Below are 17,586 nucleotides of genomic sequence, written 5' to 3'. Positions count from 1 at the left end.
CTTCTTGGATCTGTCATCCTGAGCGAAGCGAAGGATGGCAGTATTTGGGTTGTTGTTAGCGCCAGCTGCGCGTGCCGTAGTCAGCGAGCGACAAGGCCAGCAAGATGCAGAGAAAGAAGAAGCCGGAGACAACCACGGCGGCGGTCAGTTTCTCACTGGCGCCCTTCACGTGCATGAAGAAGAGTATGACCAGCGTGGCCTTGATGGTGGCGATCAGGAGCGCGACGACGGGATTAAAGGCACCCAGATTCACGAAAGCGGCGGCTACCGTGACGCCCGTCAACACGATCAGGCCTGCACCTAGAACAATCGAAAAAGCACGGGATGTAACGTGTTCCGACATAAGCAGTTCTCAGTTCTCAGTTCCCGGTTCTTAGCAAATCTCTATGCCACCGTCACGAGTGGCGGCTGATCAGGTACAACAGCGGGAACAGATAAATCCAGATAATATCCACCAAGTGCCAGTACAGCCCCGCGTTTTCTATGGGAGTGTAGTATCCCGGTGAGTAGTGTCCCTTCCACGCAAGTATGGCTAGGACGCTGAACAGACCGCACCCGATGATCATGTGCAGGGCGTGCATGCCGGTCATAGCGAAGTAGAGCGAGAAGAACAGCTCTGCTTCTTTTGGATTAACCGGGATCTCCTTGCCGTTGTCATCGAACTTGTCGGTAAAGGCGAAGGTCGGACCGGGAACGTGGTGCTTCTCGAACTTCTCCTTGTACTCAATCCCCTTAACGCCCAGAAAGGTCAGTCCAAGTAAGACAGTTACGACCAGATAGCCGACTAGCTGCTTGCGGCTGCCCACTTGTGCAGCGCGTACTGCGAGAACGACGGTGACGCTGCTGACCAGCAGGACGGCGGTGTTGAAGGCTCCCCACTTGATGTCGAGTTGCTGGCTGGCAGCGGCGAAGGCGTTAAAGTGCATCAGCCGGTAGATCAGGTAGGCGCAGAATAAGCCGCCGAAAAACATGATTTCCGTTACCAGAAACAGCCACATGCCGAGCGAGGCAGTATTCTTCTGCTGCTCCATGTCGGCAAAGTGATGCCGCAACTGGGGGTGCTGCTCGGCGCTGTCGACGGCGGTAGCGTGGCTATCGCTCAACGGGAACCTCCATCATGATCTTTCGGTTCAAGTTCGTCGTAGTTGTAGGCTTCCCAGGTTACGACGGGAGTTTCGTCGAAGTTAAACGTTGGCGGCGGCGAGGTGGTCTTCCACTCGAGTCCAGCAGCGCCCCACGGATTCGCGGACGCGATCGGGCCGTAACGCAGCGACCATGCGAAGTAGATCATGGGAAGCAGGTAGCCTACGGCCAATACGCTCGCTCCCGCGGTGGAAAGGATGTTCAGCACCTGGAACTCCGGCGGATACTGCCAGTAGCGACGCGGCATGCCGACATAGCCAAGAATGAATTGCGGGAAGAAGGTCAGGTTAAATCCGACGAATACGAACAGCGCAGACAGTTTTGCCCAGCCTTCGGGATACATGCGTCCCGTGATTTTTGGCCACCAGAAATGCATACCACCCAGGTATCCCATGACGACACCGCCGACCATCACGTAATGGAAGTGGGATACCACGAAATACGTATCGGTGACGTGCACGTCGATGCCGAGTGAGGCCAGGAACAATCCGGTCAAGCCGCCGATGGTGAACAGCCCGATAAATCCGAATGCGTACAGCATCGGAGTCGCGAACGAGATCGACCCGCGATACAGAGTGGCCGTCCAGTTGAAGACTTTGATGGCGGACGGGACGCCGACGAAGAAGGTGATGAAGGAAAAGATCAGTGCTGCGTACAGCGAAATTCCGGTCACGAACATGTGGTGCGCCCAGACCAGGAATCCGATGACAGCGATCGCGATACTCGACAGCGCGACGATCTTGTAGCCGAAAATGCGCTTATGCGAGAAGCAGGCGATCAGTTCGCTGATCACGCCCATCGACGGCAAAATCATGATGTAGACGGCCGGATGGGAGTAGAACCAGAACAAATGCTGGAACAGCAGCGGGTCTCCCCCGAGCTTTGGATCGAAGATGCCGAGGTGGAAGAGTCGTTCAACGGCGACCATCACGATGGTGATCGCGACCACCGGCGTGCCGAGGATCATGATCAAGCTGGTCGCATAATTGGCCCAGACAAATAACGGCAGACGATCCCAGGTCAAGCCGGGAGCGCGCATCCGATGGACGGTGACGATGAAATTCAGTCCCGTAAAGATCGACGAGAATCCGGCAATGAAGATTGCCAGTCCGGCTTCGATGACATTGGTGTTACTGAACTGCGTGCTGAAGGGGCTGTAGAGCGTCCAGCCGGTATCGATACCGCCGGTCAGCAGGACGTGAATCATCATCAGGCCGCCGATGATGTACAGGTACCAGCTCAGCAGGTTGATGCGCGGGAAGGCCAGATCTTTCGCGCCCACCATGAGCGGCACAAGGAAGTTTCCGAGGACGGCCGGCACGACCGGGATCAGGAAGAAGAACACCATGATCATGCCGTGCGCGGTGAAGACTTTGTTGTAGCTATCGGCGTGCATCAGGTCGCCCTGCGGAGTAAGCAGTTCGAGCCGGATAAGCATTGCGAAAAATCCGCCCAGGAAAAAGAACGCGGTGACCGAGATCAAATAAAGGAGCGAGATCCTCTTATGGTCCGTGGTCAGCAGCCAACTCCGGAGAGTGAAGCCGTTGGTTAAATAGTTGACCGGCTTGGATGCGGGCTGTACCGGAATTACTGTGGTCGCCATGCTATTGCACCTGCTTCTGAGGTTGTCCGGCCGGGGTCGCTGCCGCCTGGCTCGGGGCTCCCGTCGCGGCCTGGCCGCCCAGCGATTTGACGTAGGCCACCAGCGCGTTCAATTGTTCGTCGCTCACCAGGCCCTGAAAAGTCGGCATGACGGGCTTGAAGCCGTTCACGATCTTGGCGGTCGGATTGAGAATCGATTCGCGCACGTAGTTGTCGTCCACCATCACGGTACGCCCATCTTCGAGGAGCACCGGCTTACCAAAGGCGCCTTGCAGATTCGGACCGCGCCCCTGGATGTCGAAGCGATGGCAGGTCGCGCAACCGAGCGAAGCGAACAGTTGCTTGCCGGCCTCGGGCAGCGGAACACTGGGACCGCCAGCCATCCATTGCGAGTAGTCCTGGGGTTCCATGACGACCACGTTTCCGATCATGCCGGAATGCGAGGTCCCGCAATATTCGGCGCAGAACAGGTGATAGACGCCCGGTCCGGTCGCCTTAAACCATAGCGTAGTATAGCGGCCGGGAATTACGTCCTGCTTCAAGCGGAACGCGGGGACGAAGAAACTGTGGATCACGTCCTGCGACGTCATGATGAGCTTGACGTTCTGGCCGACGGGAACATGCAGTTCGTTGATCTCGCGCTGCCCTTCCATGTGCTCGATCTTCCACATCCACTGCTTGGCGACGACGTAAACTTCGGTCGAGTTCGTGGGAGGCGTGCGTTCTTTGAAGTAAATGACCGCACCCCAGATGAAGAAGGTAAGCATGACGCCGAAAGGAATCACGGACCAGGCGGTTTCGAGAATCGGCGAACCTTCGATCGGATGCGCGGCGACGCCCGGACGGCGGCGATACTTGATGGCCAGCACTGCGACCGCGATGAAGATCAGCAGCGTCATCACAGTCGACACCAGCACCAGGTAGATGTAGAGTCCGTCCACCTGGCCTGCCAAGGTCGAGGCCCGATCGGGCCACAATGGGAAATATTTCGACATGATTACGTGGCTCGCCTTAGTGCTTTATGCTGCGCGCTGGCATCGGCGCGGTACAGAACGAACACAAACGTTCCGAGAAGCAAAATCGTTGCCGCCCCTGCGATGCTCATGATCCGGCTGATGATGGCACCATATTTGCCGGTCCTGGGATCGTAGTGATAGCAGTACAAAAGCATCTGGTCCGTGACGCCGCCAATCTGGTTGTGAGAGGCCTGCACCAGTCCGAGACGCAGATCTTTCGGCGCGAATTCCACGCCGTAAAAATATTGGGCGACGCGGCGGTCGGGCGTCAGCACCACGATGGTGGTGGCGTGCGCGTATTGCCCCGTCTTTTCGTCCCACTGAAACTGAAATCCAACCGCCTTGGTCAGCGCGTTGATGGATTCCGCGGGACCGGTCAAGAAATGCCAGCCTTTTTCTGACCCGGCGCGTCCATAGCGGCGCATGATCTCGCGCTTCTTGGTTGCAGCCATGTCCGGCGTTTCATGCGGATCAAAACTTACGGTGACGACGTCGAAATCCTTGCCCAAGTCGAAGCTCAGAGTCTTGAGCGAGCCGGTCAGTCCCTGCAAGACTTCGCCGCACAGCATTGGGCACTGGTAGTAGCCCAGATTCAGAATCACTGGACGTCCCTTACCGAAGTAGTCGCCCAGTTTGACGGGATTGCCGAGTTCGTCACGGAATGCCAGATCGGCTGGGACTTCGGCATTCATGTGTTGCTCGATGCCGACAAATTCCAGCCCCGGAAGTTTCTGGCCGGTGGGCATTCCCATCGATTCGCCATTCATCATGGGGCCGCGCATTCCCTGCCCCAACAACGGGAGCGTGGAAAGCATCAGCAAACAGGTGGCGGCGATGATTAATTTACTGCGCACAGCGTGTTCCTCTTCTCTCGTCCTGTAGAACTCTATTTCTTTGCTTTAGCCGGAGCCTTTTGGGCGGCGGATGATGCACTGGCATTGCTTTGCTGCGGCAATCCGTGCTGCACGAGCATGTCCATCGCGCGATCGATGGGAATGTGCGCCACGCCTGCCTTTTCATCCACCCAGCCAAAGCTGTTCAAATGTTTTTCCTGGTCCAGAACAAATTTCAGAAGCTGTCCGGTTTCGTCCACTTCCAGCAGCGGCGCACCGTTGTCCTTGAACCGGTTTTCAACGTAGTCCTGCGTGACGCGCCGTGCGCCGATCATGGCGGAATCTTCCGGCTTCATCAGCGGACTGGATGCGGTCATCTGCGACTGCTCGTACTTGTCGAGAAACGTGTACATCGCCGTAATGATGAAGTAGATGATGGCGCCGGTAATCGCCAGTCCGACAAAGAAGCCGAACACGCCACGAGTATTGAGATCCTCGTGTTCGTACTCCACTCCGTGCCCGGCTTGTCCGTGATTCAGGTGCTCATCACTCATGCGTGCGGCTCCAGTAATCTCAACGTCTGCGGCGCATACACAGCCAGCAGCGGACGTTTTCTCAAGTTGTAAAAGAAGTAGGCCATCCAGAGTCCGCCAATCCCGAACAGCGCTGCGAACAGAGTCCAACTGATATGGAACGTGTCGTGGTGCAGGGACTGCGCGGGTTCAATGTGCCAGAAGGTGTCTGCCACGCGCATCAGGATCAACCATGAAGCCATCACGACCAGCGTGCTGGTCTGCTTCTTCAGGCGCTGCGAAAGCAGGAATGCGAACGGTACGGCGAAGTGGAAGATGACCAGGAACATGGCCACATAGCCCCATCCGCCATTGATGCGGCGGAAGAACCATGGAATTTCTTCCGGCAGGTTGCCCGCCCAAATGATGAGCCACTGCGAAAAATTGAAGTAGGCCCACACCATCACGAAGGCGAGCATGAACTTGCCATGATCGTGAACTTCGGTGGACTTGAGAAATCCGGACATCGGCTTGCTCTTGCTGAGGATGTTCTCGACCAGCACGACAAAGCAGAAGGTAGAGAGCGCGGCGCCGGCGATGAAGATCAATCCATAGATGGTTGAGATCCAGCGCGCCTGCAGCGACATGACCCAGTCGATGATGGCGAACGAGAAGGTCAATGAGTAGATGACCAGTCCAGGTGCGCTCAGGGCGCGGAAGCGGAGCGTGCTCTGGTTGCGCGATGACTCGCTATCCTGCGCGGTTGACCAGCGGTTGAGCAGGAACGCCATCAGAAGCCACAAGACAAAATAAATTGCGTAACGTACGCCGATCGCGTTGGCGTTGAGGTACGACTGCGCGATCTCCGCCAACTTGGCGTTCTTCGGCAGGTCCTTCAGCACTTCCGGCCGCGCCCAGTCATACAGCCACGGCAGGTGGAACAGGATGGGAAGGAAGAGTACGGCCATCAGCGGCAGCGTCATCATGCCCGCTTCCAGAATGCGGCGGGCCACCGTGCCCCAGCCTCCACCCACCAGGTGGTAGAGCATTAGGATCGACATGCAGCCGAGCGACAGGCTCAGTCCGACGATGAAAATCGTGAGGTAGGCCGAGTAGAACTCCTTCGGAGCCATGATTGCACCCGCGACCGAGGCGGCAGCGCCCACCAGGCCAATGAACAGGGAGCGCGTCTGGAGGCTTTCAGCCACGGGCGGGGCCATGAGGTCCGCTTTGTTTAGGGTCGCCGTGGTCATTGTTGGTGCTCCTCTTTTGATTCGCCCGACTCACTCGCCTTTGGCTGCACGACTGGCAGCGTCGCGCCCGTGCCGATGTCGCGATAGTTCGGAGCTTCAGACGGAACTTTAGTTCCCGCAGGAAGTTCCGCGGAATTTACATTCTGACTCAACTGCAACGCGCGAACATACGCCGCGATGGCCCAGCGATCGCGTGGCGAGATTTGGGCAGAATAGTCCAGCATGACGCCGAAGCCGTTGGTCATCACGTCAAAGAAGTAGGCGAGGGGAACTTTGCGCAGCCGGTCGATGTGGTACGACGGCGGGTGACGCAATCCGCGAGTTGGAATGAATCCATTGCCGTCTCCGACGCGTCCGTGACAAGGCGTGCAGTACACGTTAAAGCGATCGCGCCCGCGCTCCAGAACTTCTCTCGTCAGCGGATACGGCATGGTGTCGCCGAGGTTGCCGTTCACTTTGCCGGTATAGAAATAGGTGTCGTCGCGGAGATCGCCACGCGCGACCGTACCATCTACGGGAAGGCGGGCGGAGCGACCGTCGGCAAAGAAGTCGTTCTTCGTCAGCGGACGATAGTAAGGCTGGACGTGCATATCGATGCGACATCCGGCGGTAACGAAAATCAGCGCCAACAGCGCGGGCAGAATTTTGCGCACGGGCTTCATTTAGCTCGGGACCTCCGAGACAGAGCGCGGAGCAAGTCCTTTAAGGAACTCGCGGGTGCGAACAGCGTCATACCTGGGATCAGTGGCCGACACAACCAGGAAAAACTTGTTTTCGGTAGCCTTCGAAAATGCAGGCACGTTGAAAACCGGGTGATAAGGCAACGGCAATCCATTCAGCACCAGCATGCCGATGGCGGCAGAAACGCCGCCGAACAAAATTGTCAGTTCGAAAGTCACAATGATGAATGACGGCCAGGAATGATAGGGACGGCCACCGATGTTAGTCGGATAGCTGATCACTGAAACGTAATACTGGAGCAAGTAGCCCGACAACCCGCCGATGATCCCGCAAATCAGAACGACCAGCGACACATAGTTCTTGTGAAAGCCGATCGCGTCCGCCAGCCCTTCGATGGGGAAAGGACTGAAAGCGTCGATGTCCTTGTAGCCGGCGCCATGCGTTTTGTGGGCGGCGTCAACAAGTTCCTGCGGCGAGTCGAATTCTGCCATCAGGCCAAAGGTCGAATTTTCGACAACGGCGGTGCTCATCGCTCAACCTCCTCCGCCTCGTGCACGTGAGCCTCGGGCAGCAAGGTGCGCAACTCAGCAATCGAAACCATCGGCAGGATGCGTACGAACAACCACATCGCGGTCAGGAACATGCCGATCGTTCCGATGTAAGTCATCCAATCCCATTTGGTGGGGTAGAACATGCCCCACGAAGAATTCAAGAAGTCGCGGTGCAGGCTGACCACGATAATGATGAAGCGCTCCAGCCACATGCCGGCGAGCACGATCAGTGAAATAATCCACAGCCAGAAGGTGCTGGTGCGGAATTTCTTCAGCCAGAGCAATTGCGGGATCACGATGTTGGTCGCGATCAAACTCCAATACCAGAGCGCGTACGGACCATGCAGACGGTTCCACAGCAGGAATGAATCGAACGTGTTTCCGCTGTACCAGCCCATGAACGCTTCAATAAAGTAGCCGTAGCCAACGATCAGACCGGTCGCGAGCATCACCTTGCCGGAGTTTTCGAGGTGGCGCATGGTGATGAAATCTTCCATGCCGTAAATCGCGCGGATCGGGATGGCCAGGCAGAGCACCATCGCGAATCCGGAGTAGATGGCGCCCGCCACGAAGTACGGCGGGAAGATCGTGGTGTGCCATCCAGGAACGATGCTGACCGCGAAATCGAAGCTGACGACGGTGTGGACCGACAGAACCAGAGGCGTTGCAAGTCCTGCGAGAAGCAGGTAGGCCGTCTCATAACGATGCCAGTGGCGGGCGGAACCGCGCCATCCCATCGCCAGGATTCCGAAGATGCCGCGCGTCAGAGGATGCTCGGCGCGATCGCGCATCGAGGCCAAATCCGGAATCAATCCGACGAACCAGAACACCAGCGAAATCGTGAAGTAGGTCGAAACCGCGAACACGTCCCAGATGAGCGGGCTGCGGAATTGCGGCCAGTAATTCATCGTGTTCGGGTATGGGAACATCCAGTAGGCGAGCCATGGACGTCCAGTGTGGACAAGCGGGAAAACGCCCGCGCAAGCAACCGCGAAGAGCGTCATCGCTTCGGCAAAACGATTAATTGAATTGCGCCAGCTCTGCCGCAACAAACAAAGAATTGCAGAAATCAAAGTTCCGGCGTGACCGATACCGATCCACCAGACGAAATTGATGATCGCGAAGCCCCAACCGATGGGGATCGTGATGCCCCAGATTCCGGTGCCCTTGAGGAACAGGACGCCGAGAGCAAACAGCATCATGTTCATCAGCGAGAACATCACCAGGAATCCGAAGATCCATCCCAGAGACACGGGACGCCTCAGGACGATGTTGCTGACCTTCTCGCCGATGGTGGAAAAAGTATGGCCCGGCTCAATGACCGGCGCGCGCTGATCTTCCACCGGAACTTCAACCGGGATTTGCTGTTGAGTTGCCATCCTCTAACCTGCGCTCCGCTCTGTTTTCAACTCGGGATTCGGATTGCGCACTTCCGCGAGATACGTGGTGCGCGGACGCGTATTCAATTCGCCCAGCAGGGAATAATTCCTCGGCTGCGCCTTCCACTTATTCACTGCACTGTTCGGATCGTTGATGTTGCCGAACACGATCGCGTTCGCCGGACACGACTGCTGGCAGGCGGTTTGCAGTTCGCCGTCTTTAATCGTTGTGTCTGCGCGTTCGGCATCGATGCGTTTCTCATTGATACGCTGCACGCAGTATGTGCACTTTTCCATGACACCGCGGCTGCGGATCGTCACGTCTGGATTGCGCATCATCTTGTACTGCGGAGTCTCCCAGTCCTGGAACAGGAGGAAGTTAAAGCGCCGCACCTTGTAGGGACAGTTGTTCGAGCAATAGCGCGTCCCGATGCAGCGGTTATAGACCATGTCGTTCAGGCCTTCGCTGCTGTGGACGGTTGCTCCTACCGGGCAAACCAGCTCGCAAGGCGCGTTCTCGCACTGCATGCATGGCACAGGCTGGAAATAGCCCTTGGGATTGTTGCGGTCGCCGCCATAGTAAGCGTCGACGCGAATCCAGTGCATGTGGCGACCTTTGAGCGTCTGCTCCTGGCCGACCACAGCGATATTGTTTTCCGACTGGCAGGCAACGATGCAGTTGTTGCAGCCCACGCAGGAGTTCAGATCAATCGCCATGCCCCAGTTGTAAGTTTCTTTCGAGTAATCAACTGGCGGGTATAGAGAAAGTTCCTTCGGGACTTCGCCTTCCTTCGCGAACGCGGGGTCTTTCTTGTATTCCTCGAGATCCCGCTCCATCACCAGAGGACGTTCGCTGCCGTCGGGCGTTTCCATCGCCTGGTAGCCCTGCGTGCTGGCGAGGTTGTAAACCGCTCCCGTTGGCGTGATCTTTACACCACTAGCGAACCACGGAGCCTGACTGGCGCGCATCGGATAGACATCGAAACCAGCGCCTGTGCCTGCTCGTCCGGCACGAGTGCGTCCATAGCCGAGAAACACGGTGATCATGTTGTCGGGATGGCCGGCTTGAATCCAGATCGGACCTTTGACCTTCTTGCCGTTGAATTCCAGTTCGACAACGTCCTTCGAATTCAGGTGCTCGCGCGCGGCCATCGCGGGGCCAATCATGACCGGGTTGTCCCAGGTCAACTTGGTCAGCGGCTTGGGAAGTTCCTGCATCCAGCCGTTGTTGGCGAAGCGTCCGTCGTAGATGGAGGGATCGCGGCGGAAATTCAGTTCGATGGTATTGGCCGGCGAAGCTACCGATGTCGGAGAACTCGCGGCTTTGGCCGAGACGTTTTTGAGGGCGTACGTTGTACCGGCCACCCATCCATCGTGCAGCGATTTGCGCCAGAACGATTCGAAGTCGCCGCCGTGCTGTTTCTGCCAGTAACTCTGCACTAGATCATGTCCACTAATGCCGGGTTGTCCAGCGAGAATCGCGACGAGTTCGTGCGCGCTCTTACCGCCATAGAGCGGATCAATGAGCGGTTGCACAATGCTGGCGGTGCCGTCATAGGCGCGCGCGTCGCTCCAAGCCTCGAGGTAATGCGCTTCGGGGACGTGCCACTGGCACAAATCGGCAGTCTCATTGCTGTGCGTACCGAGATAAACCTTGATGGCGACTGCATTGGACTTCATCGCCGAGGCAAATTCCAATTCAGCGGGCGCGTCATACACCGGATTGCCGCCGAGGATCAGGAGCAGGTCAACTTTTCCGCCGCGAATATCCTGCACCAGTTCGTGCAGAGATTCGTTGCGGTTCACCGGGTTGGCATCGACGGAGTCGGTATAGAGAACCGTCTTGCCGACATTGCCTAACGCTTGATTCATCGCATGCGCCAGGGCATGAACGGCCGCTGGTTGGTGATCTCCCGCGATGACGATGCTCGAACCTTTGTGAGCCTGAAGATCTTTTGCGATCGCGGAGGCTTGCGATTGCTGAGCCTGATTGGTAATCCCGCTGGAACTCAGGCCGATAGCGCCAGCCAGCGTCCAGGCAAAACCCTCAATCTCCGCCGCTCGCAAGGGGACACGGTGATCGGCCTTCATGCCCGTTGAACTCGGCGTGCTCTCGACCACGTACAACCGGTTCATGTTTCCATCAGGATTGCGGCGCGAAGCAAAGTCGCGGATGTAGCGCGTCGAGCCCGGGAATCCGGCGTACAGGAAATCGGCGTCGAGCGAAACGATGACATCGGCTTTCGACAAGTCGTAACGCGTTTCAACCGGCTCGCCAAAGGCCATCCTGGCGCCTTCATTCACGTTGTCGCGGTTGATGGGCTCGTAGACATGCCACTTGGCCTGCGAATTCGCTTTCAGGTAGTCGCGAATCTGTCCTGCCAGTGCCGGAGAAGAAACCGTCTGCGTGAGAATGCGGACGCCGCCACCTTGGACGCCCTTCTGCGCAGCCATCGGGCCACGGACGGCTTCAAGGAAGGCCGTCCACGAACGCGTGTCGCCCATATAAGTAATGTTCTGGGCGCGGTCGGGATCGTACAAGTCGAGCAGAGAAGCTTGCGCGTACACATCCGTACCACCGAGGCTTGCCGGATGTTCCGGATTGCCTTCCACTTTGGTCGGACGGTACATGTGGCTTTCGACGAGAATCGGGGACGCGTATCCACCCAGCGTATAGGCGGTCGCGTAATACATCGGCTTGCCGGGGATCAGATTCTCCGGCTGCTTTACGTATGGAACAATGACCGAGTCGGGCAGCTTGGTGCAACCGGTCAGGCCGGCGAGCGCGAGCGACGCTCCCATCGTTTTAAGGAAGCCGCGACGCGAGAACGACTCCATCCATTCGGATGCGCCCTTGGGAAACTCGCGGTGCATCATCTCCTGAAATTCGTCGCTGCCTGCGAGTTCTTCCAGGCTGCGCCAATATTCGGGACCGGTCGTCTCCTCGATCTGCTCGCGCACCGCCTGCAGATCAAGCTGATTGCGCTTTCCCGGACAAACGTCCGGTCCGCCCTGGTGTTTGATGTTCTCGTCCATTTTCGTTTCGTCGTTAATCGTGTCGCGAAATCCGTCTTATTTATCTGCCGCTAGCGGTGGCAGGTGCTGCAACTTGTGATGGCCTTGACCGAGCGCACCTTGTACAGATCTTTCAGCGCGTTGCCGAGTTCGATCTGATCCGTGTAGGTGTGCCCATTCACTTCCACATCGTTCTCATGCAACGGGTTCTTGGCCGGCGGCTCGTATCGCATATTGAAGACCTGCTCGCGCGGACGCAGATACTTCTGCGGTGCACGATGGCAATCCAGGCAGAATTCCATTTGCAGGGACGCGTACTGATAGACATACGGCATCTTGTCGACGGGGCCATGGCAGGTGTTGCAGCCTACGCCCTTGTTGATGTGGATGCTGTGATTGAAATAAACGAAATTCGGAACCTGATTGACGCGCGACCACTCAATCGACTTGCCGTTGCGATAACTCTCGCGCACCGGCTCCAGATAAGCGGCGTTGGTCCAGATCTGGGAGTGGCAATTCATGCAAGTCTTGGTCGGAGGAATGCCGGCAAAACTGGACACCTCCACCGAAGTATGGCAATAACGGCAGTCAATACCGAGTCCGGTGACATGGTGTTGATGGCTGAACGGCACCGGTTGCGGTTTCCGGACGCCTGCATTGGTCACGTAGGGCGTGCGCTCGAGTTCCCACAGAACCCAGCCTAATCCGGCGACGACAACGGCAACGATTACCAACGAAGCGCGGGCAATGTTGTTGCTGCTGCGTGGAAAAATCTGCATGTCGATCGAGTCTTCCGCCTGGTGGGAACGGTCACGCCGCTCCCGAGTCTTCGCTTCGCTGTGAATTAGGTCACACTCAGCTGTGACCGTGGACACTAAAACGGGTGATTATAGCAGTTGAATGGTTTTGTTCAACACTTTGCTTGCAGCTTTTCTTTTTTAATTCACGAAAAATGAAATCAAATCACTGAAGGCGTTGAAATTCACAACGGAAACGGCTCCGATGAGGCGTTCAAATCGTTTTCCCGTTTTGAAACCCTTAGCGCAGGTTCATGACCAAAAGTTTCGGTTCGGTCATCTCCTGAATCGAATCGCGCAAGCCTTCGCGCCCTAATCCTGAATCTTTCACTCCACCATAGGGCATGTGTTCGACTCGGAATGTCGGCACATCGCCGGCAATCAGTCCGCCGACTTCCAACTCCTCATACGCCTGGAAGATAAGTTTGGCATCGCGCGTGAAGAGGCCAGCCTGTAGTCCGTACGGGGAGTTGTTGATTTCCTTCAATGCGGAAGAGAAGTCGTGGTAGGGCTCAACCGTCACCACCGGCGCAAAAATTTCCTGACAATTCACTTTCATGTCGGAGCGCGTGCCGGAAAGAACGGTGGGCTCGAGGAGAGAACCTTTTCTCTTGCCGCCGCAAAGCAGGCGCGCCCCACCGCGCACCGCCTCTTGAATCCAATCCGCGGCACGGATGGCGTCACTTTCGCGGATCATCGGGCCCAGGTCGCTGGCTTCGTCGAGCGGGTCGCCGACTTTCAGCTTCTTTGTCTCTTCGAGCAACAATTCGGTGAATTTGCCGTAGACGGAATGTTCGACCAGGATGCGCTGTACGGAAATGCAGGACTGACCGGCGTAGGCGAAGCCTCCGGTAACGCAACGTTCGGCAGCGTATTGCAGATCGCAGTCGCTGTGCACGATGACCCCGGAGTTACCGCCGAGTTCGAGGACGACTTTCTTTCTTCCGGCTTTATCTTTGATGGCCCATCCGACGGCGGCGCTGCCGGTAAAACTGATGAGCTTGATTCGATCATCGGTTACCAGCAATTCGGAATCTTCGTTGGAGAGCAGCAGCACATTGAGTCCACCATCAGGCCAGCCTGCCTGCTGAACCACTTCCGCCAACAGCAACGCGCTCAGCGGAGTCTGCGGAGCGGGCTTGAGGATCATGGAACATCCGGCAGCCATGGCGGGAGCGACTTTGTGAGCAACCAGGTTCAGCGGGAAATTAAACGGCGAGATTCCGGCAATGGGGCCGAGAGGAAAGCGTTTGACGATCCCCCAGCGTCCGACGGTCGATTGCTGCCAGTCGAGTGGGAGATATTCTCCGTAGCCGCGCACGGTTTCTTCGGCAGCGATGCCGAAGGTGATCATGGCGCGGTCCACTTCAAGACGCGCGGTCTTGATGGGCTTGCCCGCTTCCTGCGCAAGCGTACGGGCGAATTCTTCGCGCCGCGCCTGGATTCCTTCGGCAATCTGGCGAAGAACGCGCTGGCGCTCAAAGGCGGGCAGACGGCGTGTGGTACCGAACGCTTTGACGGCAGCGGCAATGGCTAGCTCGGCATGTTCGCGACGGCCGCGAAACACTCGGCCAACGATCGATCCGTCGTAGGGAGCGCGAACATCGACGAGGTCGCCTTCCTCCAGCCACTTCCCGTCTAGAAAAAATCCGTGGGTCGCAACTGGAGCGATCGTCAGTTCGGCCATTCCCTCACCCCCGCGACGATTATAGAACTTCACCGCTATTTTGCAGGCCGCTTGAATGCTTCGTCGACCTCGACTTGATACCCGGCGACGAGACGGTTGGTTTCATTCGCCATCCCCACGACTGACATCAATTCTTTGAACTGCGCGTCAGTCATGCCTTTCTTTTGGGCGGAAGCGGTGTGCGAGGCGATGCAGTACTCGCACTGATTCGTCACCGATACGGCAACGTAGATCATCTCTTTTGTGAGCGGATCAAGAGCGCCGGGAGCCATGATCTGCTTGATGTCTTCCCATGTGCGCTTGAGCATCACGGGATCATGGGCGATCGCTTTCCAGAAATTGTTGATCCAGTCGGTCTTGCGCGTCGCCATGATGTCGTCATAAATCGCGCGCACTTCGGGGCTGGCTTGATCGTATTCAATGAGGCCGAATAGGGACATAAGGTTCTCCAGAAAATGCAGGTGTCAGGTCTTAGGTGTCAGGTACTAGGTATTAGGCAAAACTACAACGTCACCGGCGGCTGCGGTTTTAAAGACCTGAGACCTAACACCTAGGACCTGAAACCTGTTTCTTACGATACCCAGTCGAGCACCTTATAGTAAGCGCCCGCGAACGGCAGGAACCAGGGTTTACCGTTGTAGAGTCCGAGGGGAGCGCCGGGGAACGGAATCTCGGCAAACGGATTGTCGGTCTTCCCTTCTGCGATCCACTCCGCCATTTTCTGCCCTTGCCAGGTCGCCATTGCAACACCGTGCCCCGCGTATCCAAGAGCGAAGTAGATTCCGTCGGTCTGTCCGGCGTGGGGCATGATGTCGAAACAAAAATCAAGTGTGCCGCCCCAAACGTATTCGACTTTCGTATCGCGCAGCTGCGGATACACCGAGATCATCCCCTGGCGCAAAATCTCGGCGCTCTTGCGGATGGTCTGATCGGTCTCGGGGAAAAAGGCGGCGCGTCCTCCGAAAAGCATGCGGTTATCCGGCGTCAGGCGGAAATAGTAGAGATAATTTTTGGAGTCGTAGATCTGCCGGTTGCGGGGACTGACTTCGCGGGCCAGTGCATCCGGCAAGATTTCGGTCGTAATAATGAACGAGCCGATGGGGATGATCTTATTCTTTAATTTCGGAGTCGCCACGCCGGTATAACCGCTGGTGCCGACGAGCACGTTGCGCGCACGAAAAGTTCCGCGGGATGTTTTGAGCCGGAATCCCGGCGCGCCGTTTTGCGAATCGCGATCTATGCCCTGCAGTTCGGTGCGCTCGTGAATGGTCGCCCCGGCCCGCATCGCAGCAGCGCCGAGGCCGGCGACGTATCGTGCGGGATTCACGCCCACGCTGATCTCGTCCACCATGCCACCGTAATGAATGTCGGAGCCAATTTCACTGCGGAGATCCGCGCGCGGCACAATCTTCAATTGATGATTGAATTCGCGCGCGATGACTTCGACCTGCCGGGCGTAGTCGTCGAAGTGGCTCTGCTTACAGGCAACTTCAAGGTGACCGCTGCGTGCAAAGTCGCAAGCGATGTTTTCCTCTCGGACAATGCGTTCGACGGACGCGATGGTGTCGAGCGATGCCGCGTACATGCGACGCGTGAGTTCGCGTCCATACTTGGAGATCAACTGGTTGACGCCAAGTTTCAGTCCGGAAAGCACCATGCCGCCATTGCGCGAACTGGCGCCCCATCCGATGGTTTCGGACTCGAGTACCACGACCTTTGCACCTCGTTTCGCGAGCGCGAGGGCGGCCGAGAGACCGGTAAAGCCTGCACCCACTACGGCGACGTCGACGATCTCAGGCAAAGGCTGCGGCGGAGAAGCCGGCATCTCGACCGTGGTCAACCAGTAGTTGAGTTCCTGGGGCATGAGCTTTGCGGCGACCATAGTAAATGATCGCGGGGCGTTCGATCCGTGACTACAGCACCGCCGTCTCGTGAATCGTTCGCCCTTCGGCGAAACGAGAAAAGTTCAACAGAGATGCGTCGATCAATCCCGTCTTGCCAGTCAAGATCAAGTCACTGAGGATTTTACCGGTGGCCGGAGAATGCATCACGCCGTGTCCGCTGAAACCATTGGCAAAGAAAAATCCCGGCACATCGGGCGACTCCCCAAGGATGGGATGATGGTCCGGCGTCATTTCATACAGGCCTGCCCATGCACGTTTTGGATTCACGGCGACATTCTCAAATATGGGAACGCGGTCGGCGGCACGGGTCAGAATTTTCTCGATGAACGAAGGCTCGAAGTCCATCTTGTAGCCCGGAGTTTCTTCGGGATCGTTCCATGCCAATAAAAAGCCGCGGCTCTCCGGACGGAAATGGAATCCGTTCGACATGTCGATGATCATGGGCGCAGTGTGCGGGAATGCATCGAAGGGTTCGGTAGGGACGAGCATGCGGCGTAACGGCTCCACCGGCAAATCGATGCCAAGCATCTTGGCAATGCCGGCGGACCAGGCTCCGGCACAGTTGACAACCGATGCCGCGGAAATCGAATCGCGCGTGGTCGTGATCTCGAAGGCATGGCCCTGCTTCGAAATTCCCGTCACGGTTGCGTTCTTCCAAAGCGCGGCTCCGTGGTCAGAGGCCCACGTCATAAAGCCGATCATCACGCTATAGGGATCAACGAACCCGTCGGTCGAACAGAAACTGCCGCCGATAATGTCGTCGCCGCGCAACTGCGGAAACTGGCTGCGAATTTCGTCTCCCGAGATAAGACGCACGTTCTTCAAACCCATCGCCACTTGTTTTTCACAGTTCGCGCGCAGGTACGCGATGTGTTTTTCGCTGGTCGCACAGAAGAGATATCCCTGCGCGCGATAGTCACAGGGGTAGCCAAGGCGCTCCTCGAAACTCCCGTAGAAAGGAATCGAGTAGAGCGACATCTGGATGTTGACGGGCGTGGAGAATTGAGCACGAACGCCACCCATGCTCTTGCCGGTGGATCCCTTGCCCTGCGCGGTTTCGCGCTCGATCACGAGCACATTCTTACAACCGGCAGAGACCAGATGGTAGGCAATGCTCGATCCGACAATGCCTCCACCGATGATGGCGACGTCCGCGGTGTGCATGCGGGAGCAATTGTAAATGCGGTCAGGTTAGTGCGGAGGCGAGTTTCCA

The 17,586-nt window shown here is 57.2% G+C and carries 16 protein-coding genes; all 16 read right to left on the bottom strand.

What is annotated here, in order from left to right; all coding sequences use genetic code 11:
* Positions 1 to 55: 55 nt before the first annotated feature.
* Entirely contained in the window at positions 56 to 343 is a 288-nt protein-coding gene (locus HY010_22915) for a cytochrome C oxidase subunit IV family protein (protein ID MBI3478589.1), read from the bottom strand.
* Positions 344 to 395: 52 nt separating this feature from the next.
* A complete protein-coding gene (locus tag HY010_22910) occupies positions 396 to 1,031 on the bottom strand; it encodes a cytochrome c oxidase subunit 3 family protein (protein ID MBI3478588.1) in 636 nt (211 codons plus the stop codon).
* Positions 1,032 to 1,099: 68 nt separating this feature from the next.
* Complete coding sequence (gene ctaD / locus HY010_22905; protein MBI3478587.1) at positions 1,100 to 2,746, bottom strand: cytochrome c oxidase subunit I; 1,647 nt, start codon at positions 2,744 to 2,746, stop codon at positions 1,100 to 1,102.
* Position 2,747: 1 nt separating this feature from the next.
* Positions 2,748 to 3,740: a cytochrome c oxidase subunit II gene (gene coxB, locus HY010_22900; protein ID MBI3478586.1), complete on the bottom strand. Its 993-nt coding sequence runs from the start codon at positions 3,738 to 3,740 to the stop codon at positions 2,748 to 2,750.
* Between the two features lie 2 nt (positions 3,741 to 3,742).
* Positions 3,743 to 4,615: an SCO family protein gene (locus HY010_22895; protein ID MBI3478585.1), complete on the bottom strand. Its 873-nt coding sequence runs from the start codon at positions 4,613 to 4,615 to the stop codon at positions 3,743 to 3,745.
* Positions 4,616 to 4,647: 32 nt separating this feature from the next.
* A complete protein-coding gene (locus HY010_22890; protein ID MBI3478584.1) occupies positions 4,648 to 5,148 on the bottom strand; it encodes a hypothetical protein in 501 nt (166 codons plus the stop codon).
* Positions 5,145 to 6,359, bottom strand: coding sequence for a hypothetical protein (locus HY010_22885; GenBank protein MBI3478583.1), 1,215 nt, complete (start codon positions 6,357 to 6,359; stop codon positions 5,145 to 5,147). The genes HY010_22890 and HY010_22885 overlap by 4 nt, the downstream gene beginning before the upstream one ends.
* On the bottom strand, positions 6,356 to 7,021 hold the full coding sequence (locus HY010_22880; GenBank protein ID MBI3478582.1) for a cytochrome c: 666 nt from the start codon (positions 7,019 to 7,021) through the stop codon (positions 6,356 to 6,358). The genes HY010_22885 and HY010_22880 overlap by 4 nt, the downstream gene beginning before the upstream one ends.
* Positions 7,022 to 7,531: a DUF3341 domain-containing protein gene (locus tag HY010_22875; GenBank protein ID MBI3478581.1), complete on the bottom strand. Its 510-nt coding sequence runs from the start codon at positions 7,529 to 7,531 to the stop codon at positions 7,022 to 7,024. It lies immediately after the preceding gene.
* 35 nt (positions 7,532 to 7,566) lie between these two features.
* Positions 7,567 to 8,970: a polysulfide reductase NrfD gene (gene nrfD, locus HY010_22870; protein ID MBI3478580.1), complete on the bottom strand. Its 1,404-nt coding sequence runs from the start codon at positions 8,968 to 8,970 to the stop codon at positions 7,567 to 7,569.
* Between the two features lie 3 nt (positions 8,971 to 8,973).
* Positions 8,974 to 12,006, bottom strand: coding sequence for a TAT-variant-translocated molybdopterin oxidoreductase (locus HY010_22865; GenBank protein MBI3478579.1), 3,033 nt, complete (start codon positions 12,004 to 12,006; stop codon positions 8,974 to 8,976).
* Between the two features lie 50 nt (positions 12,007 to 12,056).
* Positions 12,057 to 12,764 (bottom strand): cytochrome c3 family protein, encoded by a 708-nt coding sequence (locus HY010_22860; GenBank protein MBI3478578.1) that lies wholly within the window; start codon positions 12,762 to 12,764, stop codon positions 12,057 to 12,059.
* A gap of 259 nt (positions 12,765 to 13,023) precedes the next feature.
* Entirely contained in the window at positions 13,024 to 14,469 is a 1,446-nt protein-coding gene (locus HY010_22855) for an aldehyde dehydrogenase family protein (protein ID MBI3478577.1), read from the bottom strand.
* A 35-nt stretch (positions 14,470 to 14,504) separates the two neighbouring features.
* The gene (locus HY010_22850) at positions 14,505 to 14,909 is read right to left on the bottom strand and encodes a carboxymuconolactone decarboxylase family protein (GenBank protein ID MBI3478576.1); all 405 of its coding nucleotides are present in this window, start codon (positions 14,907 to 14,909) and stop codon (positions 14,505 to 14,507) included.
* A gap of 131 nt (positions 14,910 to 15,040) precedes the next feature.
* Positions 15,041 to 16,351 carry an FAD-binding oxidoreductase gene (locus tag HY010_22845; protein MBI3478575.1) on the bottom strand — a complete coding sequence of 437 codons (1,311 nt, stop codon included), beginning with the start codon at positions 16,349 to 16,351 and terminating at the stop codon, positions 15,041 to 15,043.
* Between the two features lie 31 nt (positions 16,352 to 16,382).
* Positions 16,383 to 17,537 carry an FAD-binding oxidoreductase gene (locus HY010_22840; GenBank protein MBI3478574.1) on the bottom strand — a complete coding sequence of 385 codons (1,155 nt, stop codon included), beginning with the start codon at positions 17,535 to 17,537 and terminating at the stop codon, positions 16,383 to 16,385.
* Between the last annotated feature and the right edge of the window lie 49 nt (positions 17,538 to 17,586).

This window comes from Acidobacteriota bacterium, assembly GCA_016196065.1.
In the GTDB taxonomy this organism is placed as follows: Bacteria; Acidobacteriota; Terriglobia; order Terriglobales; family Acidobacteriaceae; genus Acidiflorens.
The sequence above is the reverse complement of the archived record's forward strand: the minus strand, read 5'-3'. Positions and strand labels throughout refer to the sequence as shown.

Bases quoted from the DNA above. Each gene is read 5' to 3' on its own strand.
- coxB (MBI3478586.1), bottom strand. From the start codon at position 3,740: ATGTCGAAATATTTCCCATTGTGGCCCGATCGGGCCTCGACCTTGGCA.
- nrfD (MBI3478580.1), bottom strand. From the start codon at position 8,970: ATGGCAACTCAACAGCAAATCCCGGTTGAAGTTCCGGTGGAAGATCAG.
- HY010_22875 (MBI3478581.1), bottom strand. From the start codon at position 7,531: ATGGCAGAATTCGACTCGCCGCAGGAACTTGTTGACGCCGCCCACAAA.
- HY010_22865 (MBI3478579.1), bottom strand. From the start codon at position 12,006: ATGGACGAGAACATCAAACACCAGGGCGGACCGGACGTTTGTCCGGGA.
- HY010_22855 (MBI3478577.1), bottom strand. From the start codon at position 14,469: ATGGCCGAACTGACGATCGCTCCAGTTGCGACCCACGGATTTTTTCTA.
- HY010_22910 (MBI3478588.1), bottom strand. From the start codon at position 1,031: ATGGAGCAGCAGAAGAATACTGCCTCGCTCGGCATGTGGCTGTTTCTG.
- HY010_22850 (MBI3478576.1), bottom strand. From the start codon at position 14,909: ATGTCCCTATTCGGCCTCATTGAATACGATCAAGCCAGCCCCGAAGTG.
- HY010_22840 (MBI3478574.1), bottom strand. From the start codon at position 17,537: ATGCACACCGCGGACGTCGCCATCATCGGTGGAGGCATTGTCGGATCG.
- HY010_22885 (MBI3478583.1), bottom strand. From the start codon at position 6,359: ATGACCACGGCGACCCTAAACAAAGCGGACCTCATGGCCCCGCCCGTG.
- HY010_22880 (MBI3478582.1), bottom strand. From the start codon at position 7,021: ATGAAGCCCGTGCGCAAAATTCTGCCCGCGCTGTTGGCGCTGATTTTC.
- HY010_22860 (MBI3478578.1), bottom strand. From the start codon at position 12,764: ATGCAGATTTTTCCACGCAGCAGCAACAACATTGCCCGCGCTTCGTTG.
- HY010_22915 (MBI3478589.1), bottom strand. From the start codon at position 343: ATGTCGGAACACGTTACATCCCGTGCTTTTTCGATTGTTCTAGGTGCA.
- HY010_22845 (MBI3478575.1), bottom strand. From the start codon at position 16,351: ATGGTCGCCGCAAAGCTCATGCCCCAGGAACTCAACTACTGGTTGACC.
- ctaD (MBI3478587.1), bottom strand. From the start codon at position 2,746: ATGGCGACCACAGTAATTCCGGTACAGCCCGCATCCAAGCCGGTCAAC.
- HY010_22890 (MBI3478584.1), bottom strand. From the start codon at position 5,148: ATGAGTGATGAGCACCTGAATCACGGACAAGCCGGGCACGGAGTGGAG.